Genomic DNA, 12,184 nt, shown 5'->3' on the forward strand with positions numbered 1-12,184 from the left:
GTGGACAAAAACCGCTTTTATAAGGACAAATCCTGATAAAAGCCGGCTATTGTTTTACCGGTTACTTTTTTAAACAAACGCGAAAAATACCCGGGGTCATTAAAGCCGAGCTCAAATGCCAGTTCCTTTACCGATGTTTTTTGGTTATGATATATTCTACGCCTTGCCTCGATGATCAATCGGTCTGTGATGAATTCCTTTGGGGAAACGCCGGAATGCTGTTTTACAATCCTGTACAAACCATCTGTACTTAAAGCCAGCTTTTCTGCGATCTCTGTTATGGACGGCTGATCAGTAAGATTCTCTTCCACAAATAGCTTAAACCCTAAAAATTTATCAAGGTTTCCTGCCGTGTGCTTTTTATGCATTACAAAATAGGCGGCGTTTATTTCTGTAAGCAGGCTGTTCAGGTAAGCCAGGATCAGTTCCGGATCAGTATCGGCAGTACGTAGCAGGTCATTTAAGGTTTTGAATGTAGTACAAAGCCTAAGTGCAGCATCGGGCGGGAAACTGATTTTCTGCTGGTTCAGAGGGTTGAGCAAAAATGGGAACTTTCCCGGCAACCGCGAAAGGCATTCGTCGTCAAATCCCAGTTTATAGTAATCTACGCTGTGACCAGCTGTCAGTTGCCTGAGCTGATAGGGTAATGCAAATAAAAGCTCATGCCTGCTAACCGTGATGGTTTCCCCGTCGATAACCTCCTGACTACTCCCATGCAGCACAAAAAGAAGGAAATAATAAGGTAAACGTTGAGCAGAAACATATTGAGCCGCCAACTCCGGAGATACATGCCCGAACTCCGGGGAAACAATACGTATAGAAAGTCCTTTGTTTTGACTCAGATTTTCGGGAAAAGTGTTGTTACTGCGCATAACTTCTAACGATCATTAGTAAACGAAGTTAATCAATTATTTTTTTTTATGCCTTAAAAGAGAGGTTGAAACTATCCCAAACTCTTTTTTGAAAGCAACGGAAAAAACGAGACAGAGATTCAAAACCGAGTTCCAAGATAAATATCCGAAGGTTCAAAACTTATATGAGTATTTCAATTGAAGGACTGACGGAAATCCAACGGACTTTGCTTTGTCTTGCTCTTAAATAATTTATTGAACGACTGAGGATGCTCAAAACCAAGCTGATAGGCAATCTCACTTACAGACATCTGCGTTGTGGATAATTTTTCTTTCGCTTTCTCGATCAGTTTCTCATGGATGATCTGCTGCATCGTCTGACCGGTCAGTTGTTTCAACAGGCTGCTTAAATACTTAGCGGATATGTTCAATGCACCGGCAAAGTATTGTACAGTTGGCAATCCTTCAGACAGCAGTGCTTCGTTGTCTAAATATGTGCTTAAGAGCTCTTCCACGCGGTTTAACACCTGATGGTTAGTGATCTTCCGGGTGATGAACTGGCGCTGGTAAAAACGTTCGGCGTAATTCAGCAAGGTTTCCAGGTGTGAGATAATAATGTCCTGGCTGAACCTGTCGATATTGGAATGATATTCAGTTTTAATATTTTTAACTAAGTCATTGATTACTTCCTCTTCCTTATCTGAGAGGAACAGCGCTTCACTGGTAGCATAGCTAAAGTATTCGTATCGTTTAATCTTGGCAGCAAGTGATGTGTTCCAGAGAAAATCAGGGTGTACGAAAAGCATCCAGCCTTCCAGATCCGGAGGTACGCCGCTGTCTTCACCACGCAGGATCTGACCGGGAGACATAAAAGCCATTAATCCTTCATCAAAATCGTATTTCTGTTGCCCGTAATGCAAACCATCACATCCTCTTTTCATTGAAATCACATACAGGTCGAATACGACCGCATCTATACCTGTATCATTTCTGAGGCCTTTCAGGTCAACGATGCTGATCAGCGGGTGATGAGGTTTTGGAAGTCCCATCAAACGGTGTATTTCTGTTATGGAACTGATTCGGTAAGGTGTACTACTGTTAGCCATGTTGCATTTATTTAAATTTAAACGGATATTTGAGCCATATCATCACTAATGGCATCACTAAAAACGGGATCTCTATCAACGCAATACGATAATTTCCCGCCCGCAGCGCAAGCCCCATGATCATAACGATCAGAAACGCATTTAGCATATTGCCAAGGAAAAAAGTGTCCGGGATCAGCAAAAGTATCCCAATTACTACAGCTACAGCAGTCATATATGGCATGAATGTTTCGCCGATCCCTAAACTCTCTATCATCTTAACAGACTCAGGATTGTTTTTGTAATATACGGAATCCCAAGCATGTTTGAAACTAAGTACTACCGAAATGAGCAGCAATACTGTGGAAATAATGTTTTTCATCATGGTTTAACTAAGGATAAAAGTATTCATGATATAACCTCCGAGTATTGCGATCGGCACACCGATTATTGCGCTTGTTAACGCTTTCCTGGCTTTATTTGGATATGCCTTCCTGTGCCTGAAATACAGGAAGAACCCTATAGGGGGAACGACATTGGACACAACAAACCAAAACCTCGACAAATTGTCTTTATTATCTTTCATGAGCATTGTTTTTATAATTAATTACTGAACCCTTTTCCATTTAAATGATTTCCCCACCATTGGAATCCCTTTGTAGCCCCGGGTTTCAAGGTCATTACTGCTTTTCAGTTTTCCTTTCAAACTATAGGTGTTTCCGTCCTGTATGCTATACAGCTTACCGTCTACGTACTCGCCGTCCTTATAGACAAGACCGGTGATATGTGTAAGACCTTGCACAGACCTGTTGCGGAGTTTTTCATCAGGATTTTTAATGTCTTTCTTTGATGTTTTACCATCGGCTTCGAACATCTCTTTCGACCATAAAAGTTTGGCTGAGTAAGTGTTGCCCACTTTGAACAGCTCAATCTTGTAATCATCACATTTCCAAACTCCGATAATTTGATCCGCAGGTAGTTTCTGTGCAAAGGATGCCAGTGATAACAGCATCGTAAACAGTGCTAAAATTGTTTTTTTCATAACTGATTATTTATTGTTAATTATTAAGTTGTTTAAATTTTTCAAATTCCTTGTGCCCAAACTTCATCAATTGGTTAGGCATCAAGCGGCTCAGAAATTTTATCACATTCACCAGGAATGGCTTGATCTCAGTCTGGTCGTTCAGAAGTCCTTTGATGGCTACACTGACCAGTTTATCCACCTCCATCATTTGACCCGGATTTGGTGGCAGCACCCAATCATTCTGAAGGTTGGTATTCACCCCTGGGGGAACCAGTTCGAATACCTTGACACTGGTTTTGTTCAATTGCAGGCGCAGGGCCTGAGTATAAGCATGAACTCCTGCTTTTGAAGCGCTATAAACCGGAGCGGTGGAATAAGGCATAAAAGCAATGGCAGAGGAAACGTTTACAATGGCCGCCGAACGCTTTTTGATCAGGTGTGGCAAAAACTGATGAACCATCCGGATCGTTCCTGTGAGATTGATATCGATCTCACGGGTCATGTTTTCCAAATCCTTGCCTGTGTCCTGAACGTCCAGTAACCGCATTTCACCTGCATTGTTAATGATTATATTCAGATCAGGGAATTGTTGCGTCATCTCTTTATAGAGGCGCTCAATGTCGTGCGGATTACTTACATCGCTCTGAAAAACTTGTATTTTTGGAAAATGCCTCTTGGTATCATTTAAGGCTTCTTGTTTACGACCTGTAATGATGATCGTTGATCCCAGCTGGGTAAGTTGTTTGACAAGTTCCAACCCTATACCGCTCGTTCCTCCTGTAATCAGGATGGTGCTATTCTTTAGATCCATTTTTTTCTGTTATTGTTGATGCAAAGTTCTGCCAATATCGCTGAGCAGATGTATCCAAAATTCGCGAAGTTGTAGTAAAAAGGAATATTTGCAGGTTTATAACAGGTTAACAGTCTAAGCTTTATTTAAGATCGCAAACACCATTTGCTATACAAACGTTTTTAGACAATAAACCTATAACAAAAGAGAAATTATTGGAAACACTTGCTGAAAACAAAAAATCCTTATTTTTCGAAGTAAGGACAACAAAGAATAACTGACAAATATTTTAAACCCTAATTGTCAGCGAAAATATACTGTCTTTAGATATAAAGATTATAAGAAGTCTGAAAATATTCATTAATCTTATCATTTATTTTGATAATCAAATTAAGATAAAAATTTAATTTATCGGAAGTTTATATTATTATTTTAAAGCAGGTATCTTAACAAAACTATCATTAAACCAATGGATTATCAATGGTTCTTTTGCATCGGCATGTCCTATGTTCACATTTTTAGAGCTTTGATTTTAATCTGCTTAATGTTTGAGGGGTAAGTCCCAGATAAGATGCAACAATTTTGTTTGATAGTCTTGTCAACAATTTTGTTTGATTGGTCAAAACCCAACGAACTTTTTCTATTGCTTCTAAACCCTGAAAACAGTAAATACGTTCTTGGGATTTTATATAGGCTAATTCTAGAATTTGTCTGTAAATAAAAGCAAACTGTGGAACTGTTTCAACCAAATGAAAGTAGTCATCGCGGTTTATAACTAACAGTTCCGAAGGTTCAATAGTCTGCATAAAGGTTTTGATTGATTAAGCTTGGCAGCGCAGTTCCAAAAGCATCCTCAAAATGAAAATATCTTGTGGCCTCCTCTCCTTCTTTATTAACGCTAAAAAGTCGTATGCAACCTTTATTTACAAAATAGAAATGTTTACAGATTTCGTCTTCTTTCAACAGAAACTCGTTTCGTTTGGTCTTTTTAAATTTGGAATATGAGGAGATATAAGAAAGTGTCTTATCGTCAATTTCAGTTCTTGATTTAAAATATTTTTCTAATTGTATATACACTTTAAATGTTTTAGCTTTCGTTACATTGCAGTTAACTGCAATGTAACGGATTACGTCAATCTCATTTATTAAACTATCTTATGAATACAGTAGAAAATGTTCTCTTTCTAACTTGCAGTTTTCGACAAACTTCTTCAACTTTCAGTCATAACTTTGCATGTGTATATCCAAGTATTTTAGTCCTCTTTTTCTTAAAACATTTCCCGCTTTTAAAATGCTTCAGAAGATTCTATTATTATAATTACGTAGATAGCTATAACCTTAACAAATTGATATTGCTAATCTATTTAAATAAATTTTCATTATTATTAATTAGAATAAATAAAAATTATATAAATTTGCCGAAAATTTATATACTATGAAGAAAGCAGTAATTCCTTGTTTGCTTTTATCAGCATTTCTAGGTGCGCAACAAGTGAATGATTCGTTAAAATCGAAAGATATTGATCAGGTTGAAATCATTGGAACAAAATCCGTTATTGCTGATAAGAGTGAGTATGTCGGAAAAATCCCATTAAAAAATCTTGAAAATCCACAGGTCTATACCGGAATTACCAGCAGGCTCATTACACAACAAAAAATTTACGATCTGGAAGATGTCGTACGCTATGCACCGGGACTGAATAAATCCAATGATGGCTGGGCCGGCAATATCATGTATGGCGGAGCCAGTTTTGTCATGAGAGGCTTTTCAACTCAAATACGTGCAACCAACGGATTGGCAAGTGATATCGCTTTGACCACAGATATTCAGAACGTTTCCAGAATAGAAGTGATCAAAGGGCCTTCTGCCACCTTGTTCGGAGGGGTCGTTACGACCTACGGAGGCTTGATCAACAGGGTTACAAAACAGCCTTACAAGGAAATGAATGTCGCTACAGAAGCCAGTGTCGGTTCATATAATTTCCAGAGAGTCGGGGTGGATGTCAACTTACCGATAAATCAGGAAAAAACACTTTTATCGAGACTCAATGCATCTTATACCAATCAGGGAACCTTTATGGATAACGGAGGCTATGTGAGAAATATTCTGGTTGCGCCATCATTTTCCTATCAACCCAATGATGATCTAAAATTTACGGTCAATACGGAAATATTCAGCACACAGACAGCGGGAAAAGTAAACGCCTTTATGTTTTCTATCCTTCCCTCTTCCGTGAAGCAGTATCTACAACAGATCCTGACCGGTCAAAATGTTCCGCAGGCCAATATAGATCAAATCGTAAGTCAATTGCCCACCACCGTAAAAGATGCTTTCGGAACCAATAACGTGAATGAAATCGGTCTGGACCGCAAACGTTCTTTTACAAATAAGAACATGACCTCCGGCTCAAAAGGATTTAATATTAATTTTGAGGCAGAATACAGAATAAATCCACAATGGAAATCTGTGACTGCAGGTATTTTCAGTTCGGGGTCTGACGATGGATATGAAAGCAGGCATATCATATTACCGAATGTAGTACAGGCTGTTCTTACTTCCTTTCCGACAGGACAAATCAAATATGGAACGCCCGGAGCAGATTACATGGCCAGAACTTCAAGGAAATATGAGAGTTCCGTAGATGCGCACGATATCCAACAGAATTTTATAGGAGATTTCAATATAGGAGAACTCAGGAACCGTATGGTCATCGGAATCGATTATTATCATTACAATGGTGTTTCGAACTGGCGTAATTATACCGGGAAATTATTCACTGTTCCCTACGAATCTATCTTCGATGTTGTAAAAATTAACGGAGAAAATCCCAATTACTACGATTTTGAACGTTATGCAGTAGATAAATTATTACAAAACAATCAGGCAAAGAAAACCACTTACGGCAGCAATACGAATATCTACAGTGCTTATGTGAATGACGTACTCAATATTACTGAAAGCCTTCTTTTGAATGCCGGGGTAAGATATGACCGTTTCAATGCCAAAGGAAGCTATAACGGAATCACCAATACTTGGGAAGGAGGCTACAACCAGACCGCCTTTTCTCCAAAATTTGGTATCGTCTACCAACCTGTCCTGGACAAAGTCTCCTTATTTGCCAACTACCAGTCAGGATTTAAGAACGTTGCAGGGACGGATGAAAAAAACAATTCTTTCAAACCTGAACATGCGTTTCAGTGGGAAACGGGCGTCAAGTTTGCGTTCTTTAACGGACTGTTCACAGGAAGTATGAGCTATTATAATATCATTGTTAATGATAAAGTAAGAACAAATCCTGACAACATATTCTTCAGTATACAGGACGGGACACAAAGGAGTAAAGGTTTCGAGGCAGAACTTTTGGGTAACCCAATTCCGCAACTCAACATAATGGTAGGATATGCTTACAACGACAGTAAAATGACAAAGGCAGATCCTTCCATAGAGGGACTCAGACCGGCTGGCTCCGGACCGTACAACCAGTTTAATATCTGGGGGCATTACCATTTTACTAAAACATTCCTTAAGAATATGAGTGTTGGTGCCGGAATCAATTATGTAGGTGAAACATTTGTGATGAACCAAAATCCGGACGGTGCTTTCATTGCTCCGGCCTACTCTCTGGTCAGCGCAAAAATATCTTATGATACTCTTAAGTACAGCTTAGGATTGCGTGCCAACAATTTATTGAATGAAGAGATCTGGACAGGAAACTGGTCTGTTACGCCTCAGATGCCTCGCCAGATCATCGCAAGTATTGCCTTGAAATTCTAGTTATATTATATCACTAATGACCGGTGAACTCTGTCAGTAGATTTTACCGGTTTTATACTATTAATTTTTATGTTTTTGAAAAAAATACGAGCGCTCCGATCCAGGAAATTAAAAAAGATGCAATGGGCCTATCATCAGAAACGATGGTTTGGAAAATGGCATTTGTATGTAGGTATTTTTGCCGGATTAATACTAACCATCGTAGGACTTACCGGCAGTATTCTTGTTTTTCAGGATGAAATCGATCAGGCACTCAACCCGGAACTTTTTGAAGTTGCAAAAACACAAAAAAGAATTCCGATAGAAGAGATCATCCCCATAATACAATCCAAATATCCGGGTATCAAATTCGAATATATTATGGATACTGATGAAAATAATCCTTTGTCAACTTATCGGTTCTATGGTTCCGATGATAAACAGGAATATTTTATCAATCCCTATACAGCAGAGTTGTCGGGGAAAAGAATCGCAAGCAGCGCATTCATAAGAGTGGTAACGACGATCCATAGAACCTTGCTTATTCCCCAGGCAGGAAGGTATATTGTGGGTTTGGCAGCGCTTTGCTTAATTATACTTACGATCAGTGGCGTCAGGTTATGGTTGCCAAAAAAAATCAAGCATCTGAGAAAAAGCCTTTCGGTTGATTTTAAGGCAAGCTTCAAAAGACAGAATTATGATTGGCACAATGTATTAGGGGTTTTTAGTGCCCCTGTCGTGATAAGTCTGGCCTTAACAGGTCTGGTGATTACTTTCAACACAGTATTTATTGCATTGTTGTTTTTGTTCAACGGCAGGTCTCCACAATCTACAGCTTCTATTTTTGGATCTAAATCAACAGTTATCCCACATCAAAAACCATTATCTCCTAAACAGCTGAGCGAAAAGATATATAAGCTATTCCCTGATATTAAAATTAAAGGGATTTCTATCCCAAAAGAGCAGAACGGGTCTTATCGTTTTGATGTGTATAAAAAAGGTGTTCCGAAAACAGGAGAACGTATGCTATTTATTGTGGACCAATACTCAGGTAAGATCCTGGTCAACAGTGAAACTGATTTTCCCAATACAGGAAAATCGTATTTAAGCTGGGTCACACCTCTTCATTATGGGACATTCGGCGGATGGCCTACCCGTATTCTGGCACTACTGGGTAGTTTAATTCCCCCAACATTGTTTATAACCGGCATCATCATCTGGTGGCCTAGGTATAGGAAACAACGGAAAAACAGGAACTTCGGAAAAACTGCTGGAAAAGCATCAAAAGAAAAATCGCCGGAGAACTTAAACTTTATTTTTTATTTCAAAAACGGAATCCGTTATGCATTGGTGATATTAACTGCATCACTTTCTTGTGGAGCTTTATACGGGATCAGTTCAGGGATTGTTACTGCCCCTGCATTTTTTATGGCCTATTATATAAGTATGATTGTTGCCGTTAATTTCATTATTTCTGTGATTTGCTTTATAGTTCGTTTGATAGGCTTACTTTTCAGAAAACAAGGAAAGACATTAGTGAGATATTTTGCTTATTCACTTGCTTTTGCACTCGTATTTATACCTTTAATCGTGATCTTGAATGTTTTTGATGTTAAAATTTTCTAACAGTTTGGCGGCTTCTTGTAAAGGTGATTTAATAATTTTTACACTTTAAAATTGTACTGTTTTTCGGTGAGCCTACATATATTTAACAATTGTAATATCATCTGAACAATCCTGATAAATAATCCTGGAATGTTTGGCTTATGCATTTAATTACATATAGAAAGAAAATGTTGGAATCAAAAGAATTGGGAGACCGTGTTTGAATCAGTTGCCAGTGGAAAATCAAAAGGTCACCAAAATAGTGACTAATTTTGATTTTTTTGTTTTGGTTTCTAACCTGGCGGAGAATGAGGGATTTTGTACCCATTCCTCATCGCTTTATAGATAAGATTTTCGCTGTAGCATCTTTGTGGATGTCCTCAAATAGGACATTTGCAAAAAAGTGGTAAAATCCTAATTTAAATTTTACGTAGTAAAAGTAAAAATTTCTACCCAAACCTGCAAGTAAAAGACCAAATTTGAACAAGTTTTTTAGAGTTCAAACCAAGAATTTAGTCCTTCTCTTTGTTCATTAAATTTCCTACTTGAAATATTTTTAAAAGAAAACGAAGAAAAAAAGAAAGCCTTTTGAAAATGAGCGTGGCATTCTGTCAAGGTTTTTTGGAAAAAGTTTTTGCGTAGATTTTATACGTAAAAAGTTTTTCTGAAAATCCGGAGGACTTGACCTTGACAGAATTTAGCTGTTGGACTGGGAAGCGAATTATCTTTGGCTTCTGTTTTTTTATTTTTTGGTGAATACTTGTTAAGACTAAAATAAATGATAATTTATCCAGATCAAAACTATTGGTCTGAAAGGCCATCAGCAACGGTAAAAGAAGTAAGGTGATGATGCTTTTCATAATTTATATTTCGTTTGATTAATTTGATATTATGGCTTTTAATATAAGCCTGTATCAGAAAATTTCATATCCTGTATTTTCGGCAATGGCCTGATTAAGACTTTCTTTTTCCGTATTGCCAAAGGTTTTATTGAACCTAATTTATCATCAGTTTCAGTTCTGATGCCTGTGACCAGGTCAAACTGAGTATCAGTGAAAATTGTATATTCATCAACATAAGCTTTTGTTGAATTATTGGTAAGCTTGCTGACATGAATCAATTCAAAATTTCCGTTTTTATACTTGAAGTCATAGGTTATATTTCCGTTTTCTATTTCACTCCGCATTTGCAAAATGCCATGTTCTATAAAAAAACTTGGAATCTGAAAACCACTGGATTTCCCTTTATTCTCTGCAGGATATTGAGGTTCGATGATCTTAGTAGAAGATACTTTCAAAATTAATTTTCCGTCGGGTTGGCAAAGAAAGATCTGCAATTTCAGGGTTCTTGTCTCATCTATGGTGTCCATCTTAACTAATACCTTGTCTTCTTTTCCATCATTATTTAAATCGCCATATTCATCCCGTACCTGATAGCTATAATTGTCCCTAACCTTGCCTTTTTGAGCTGATAAGAACATTGGAACAGACATTAGAATAAACAAAGCGTAAAGGTTTATATTTTTCATTTTGTTTAATTTTCCCGTTGACTTTCAGTTCCTTGAATAGGGTATCCAGAAATCTTTGCTGTTCTTCATCTTCTTGAAAAAACGCTGATAGATGACACTGCAGCTTGAAATATCCTCAATATTATTTGTATTAAAACTCCAATCTTCTGTATTATTGACCAGAACTGATAATTCTCCACCGCAACTCTGCCAAATTTCTGAAAATTTAGTTATTTCGTTTTTAGGCAATTTTTCAAAAGCTGCACTCACAGTGTATCCTTTCATCTCAGGATTAAAGAATTTCAAAAACATATAAACCGGAACGCCGCCCCAGAATGATGACAGGTTTTCCTTTTGGAAGCTCGATCGTGGTCAGATTTTTTTCATTCATAATCCTGTACTGCTGTCCCTCTTTGAAAAAGCTTTCTTCATACGTCAGTTTTGTTCCACTAGGCAAGTTTAAATTTCTGACCATTAGAGGTTCTGTGGTTATAAAATAATGATAATCAGGCGCCCTACTTCCGTTTGGTTTTCCCATACCGCTCAATCCATCAAGTATGATCAGAACGCCCATGACCAGGACAGCAACGAATGATAAAACTCCTATGATAATATACCTTCTATTTCTCATTTGCTTACTTATGAATGCCCAATGCTAATTGTTTTTATGCTAATATACTTCATTTTATGCAGAGTAAGAATTACTTACTACCTACTGAATCTCTCATGCCGGGGTTCAAGTTTTATTCCGTTTTGGAAGCCATTAAATGATACAATCCCAAACTTTTAACACTCAATCTGAGGATTGCAAATGTTAAAATTCAATGATTGAATTTTATGTTTTAAGCCTTTAACCAAAACTCCGGATATGTAATCGTTCGTATCTATAAACAGGAATTTGCACGATCAGAACACCATTTCACCATAACGGAGCGCTTTTTAGCAATGAAAGACAGACCACTTTTTTCAATTTTCAGAAAGACCTTCCATACTTTGACTATTACGGATAAAACAACTGAAAATATAGTTTTCCAGCAGGACTTAGAGACATCTTCATCATATACCGAAAAAATTAGATCAGCATTATTAAACTGAATGGTACTGATATAACTTTTTGAATTACAATTTTAGGATTATACACTGTGAATTTTCCAGACAAACAACCCTTCAAAGATTAGCAGTTGCAGCGATCATTTGTTTCTGTCATTTTTTGGATGCCAATGTATTTGCACAGAATGGCACCTATCAACTGAAGAATAAAAATGGTTAATACTCCTTTATCTCTTTTGTGAAATCTCCTTATTTCCGTTCCCAAATCTTACTTTCATAAAAACCAAATGTTACCACAAAACTTAATTCCTATGTGGTAATCACTGTGAATCTGGATCGGATAAAATAAGGCAATTGGGTTTAAGTTTATTTTATTAATCCAAAAGGTAAATGAATATATGTAGGTCAGAAATACTACGGTTTAATTAGCTTTAATTACCTTAACATCCTGAATGTCATAACTTTTATTGATCAGTCATTATCCAGAGCAAAAAAATAGATTTGTTTACTTTCCTTAC

The 12,184-nt window shown here is 37.3% G+C and carries 12 protein-coding genes; 2 read left to right on the forward strand and 10 right to left on the reverse strand.

The genetic code is table 11. The features are described 5' to 3' along the window. Nucleotides 1-17: 17 nt before the first annotated feature. The 7 genes from ACWNCI_RS05930 to ACWNCI_RS05960 form a co-directional block, all read right to left on the reverse strand. Nucleotides 18-872, reverse strand: a complete 855-nt coding sequence (locus tag ACWNCI_RS05930) for a helix-turn-helix domain-containing protein (protein WP_449387555.1) — start codon at nucleotides 870-872, stop codon at nucleotides 18-20. Nucleotides 873-1,045: 173 nt separating this feature from the next. Beyond that, the gene (locus ACWNCI_RS05935; protein ID WP_449387556.1) at nucleotides 1,046-1,957 is read right to left on the reverse strand and encodes a helix-turn-helix domain-containing protein; all 912 of its coding nucleotides are present in this window, start codon (nucleotides 1,955-1,957) and stop codon (nucleotides 1,046-1,048) included. A gap of 7 nt (nucleotides 1,958-1,964) precedes the next feature. Continuing rightward, complete coding sequence (locus tag ACWNCI_RS05940; RefSeq protein ID WP_449387557.1) at nucleotides 1,965-2,321, reverse strand: hypothetical protein; 357 nt, start codon at nucleotides 2,319-2,321, stop codon at nucleotides 1,965-1,967. Between the two features lie 222 nt (nucleotides 2,322-2,543). Further along, nucleotides 2,544-2,978, reverse strand: coding sequence for a DUF2147 domain-containing protein (locus ACWNCI_RS05945; RefSeq protein WP_449387558.1), 435 nt, complete (start codon nucleotides 2,976-2,978; stop codon nucleotides 2,544-2,546). 16 nt (nucleotides 2,979-2,994) lie between these two features. Next, a complete protein-coding gene (locus ACWNCI_RS05950; protein ID WP_449387559.1) occupies nucleotides 2,995-3,771 on the reverse strand; it encodes an SDR family oxidoreductase in 777 nt (258 codons plus the stop codon). 497 nt (nucleotides 3,772-4,268) lie between these two features. Then, entirely contained in the window at nucleotides 4,269-4,556 is a 288-nt protein-coding gene (locus ACWNCI_RS05955; RefSeq protein WP_449387560.1) for a Crp/Fnr family transcriptional regulator, read from the reverse strand. Further along, the gene (locus ACWNCI_RS05960; protein WP_449387561.1) at nucleotides 4,543-4,827 is read right to left on the reverse strand and encodes a Crp/Fnr family transcriptional regulator; all 285 of its coding nucleotides are present in this window, start codon (nucleotides 4,825-4,827) and stop codon (nucleotides 4,543-4,545) included. Before ACWNCI_RS05960 ends, ACWNCI_RS05955 begins: the two co-directional genes overlap by 14 nt. A 358-nt stretch (nucleotides 4,828-5,185) precedes the next feature. Between ACWNCI_RS05960 and ACWNCI_RS05965 the strand changes: the two genes are divergently transcribed. Then, on the forward strand, nucleotides 5,186-7,525 hold the full coding sequence (locus tag ACWNCI_RS05965) for a TonB-dependent siderophore receptor (protein WP_449387562.1): 2,340 nt from the start codon (nucleotides 5,186-5,188) through the stop codon (nucleotides 7,523-7,525). A 117-nt stretch (nucleotides 7,526-7,642) separates the two neighbouring features. Beyond that, complete coding sequence (locus tag ACWNCI_RS05970) at nucleotides 7,643-9,130, forward strand: PepSY-associated TM helix domain-containing protein (RefSeq protein WP_449387563.1); 1,488 nt, start codon at nucleotides 7,643-7,645, stop codon at nucleotides 9,128-9,130. A gap of 877 nt (nucleotides 9,131-10,007) precedes the next feature. Here the strand turns inward: ACWNCI_RS05970 and ACWNCI_RS05975 are convergent. From ACWNCI_RS05975 to ACWNCI_RS05985, 3 genes are read right to left on the reverse strand one after another with little or no spacing between them, the layout of a single operon-like run. Beyond that, on the reverse strand, nucleotides 10,008-10,637 hold the full coding sequence (locus ACWNCI_RS05975) for a hypothetical protein (RefSeq protein WP_449387564.1): 630 nt from the start codon (nucleotides 10,635-10,637) through the stop codon (nucleotides 10,008-10,010). A gap of 24 nt (nucleotides 10,638-10,661) precedes the next feature. Continuing rightward, a complete protein-coding gene (locus ACWNCI_RS05980) occupies nucleotides 10,662-10,901 on the reverse strand; it encodes a hypothetical protein (protein WP_449387565.1) in 240 nt (79 codons plus the stop codon). Between the two features lie 7 nt (nucleotides 10,902-10,908). Next, on the reverse strand, nucleotides 10,909-11,247 hold the full coding sequence (locus ACWNCI_RS05985) for a hypothetical protein (RefSeq protein ID WP_449387566.1): 339 nt from the start codon (nucleotides 11,245-11,247) through the stop codon (nucleotides 10,909-10,911). Nucleotides 11,248-12,184 lie beyond the last annotated feature (937 nt).

Source organism: Chryseobacterium lineare (assembly GCF_977014045.1).

Excerpts from the sequence above, each read along its gene's own strand:
- ACWNCI_RS05985 (WP_449387566.1), bottom strand. The coding sequence starts at position 11,247 with ATGAGAAATAGAAGGTATATTATCATAGGAGTTTTATCATTCGTTGCT.
- ACWNCI_RS05955 (WP_449387560.1), bottom strand. The coding sequence starts at position 4,556 with ATGCAGACTATTGAACCTTCGGAACTGTTAGTTATAAACCGCGATGAC.
- ACWNCI_RS05930 (WP_449387555.1), bottom strand. The coding sequence starts at position 872 with ATGCGCAGTAACAACACTTTTCCCGAAAATCTGAGTCAAAACAAAGGA.
- ACWNCI_RS05965 (WP_449387562.1), top strand. The coding sequence starts at position 5,186 with ATGAAGAAAGCAGTAATTCCTTGTTTGCTTTTATCAGCATTTCTAGGT.
- ACWNCI_RS05935 (WP_449387556.1), bottom strand. The coding sequence starts at position 1,957 with ATGGCTAACAGTAGTACACCTTACCGAATCAGTTCCATAACAGAAATA.
- ACWNCI_RS05975 (WP_449387564.1), bottom strand. The coding sequence starts at position 10,637 with ATGAAAAATATAAACCTTTACGCTTTGTTTATTCTAATGTCTGTTCCA.
- ACWNCI_RS05980 (WP_449387565.1), bottom strand. The coding sequence starts at position 10,901 with ATGAAAGGATACACTGTGAGTGCAGCTTTTGAAAAATTGCCTAAAAAC.
- ACWNCI_RS05945 (WP_449387558.1), bottom strand. The coding sequence starts at position 2,978 with ATGAAAAAAACAATTTTAGCACTGTTTACGATGCTGTTATCACTGGCA.
- ACWNCI_RS05940 (WP_449387557.1), bottom strand. The coding sequence starts at position 2,321 with ATGATGAAAAACATTATTTCCACAGTATTGCTGCTCATTTCGGTAGTA.
- ACWNCI_RS05970 (WP_449387563.1), top strand. The coding sequence starts at position 7,643 with ATGCAATGGGCCTATCATCAGAAACGATGGTTTGGAAAATGGCATTTG.
- ACWNCI_RS05950 (WP_449387559.1), bottom strand. The coding sequence starts at position 3,771 with ATGGATCTAAAGAATAGCACCATCCTGATTACAGGAGGAACGAGCGGT.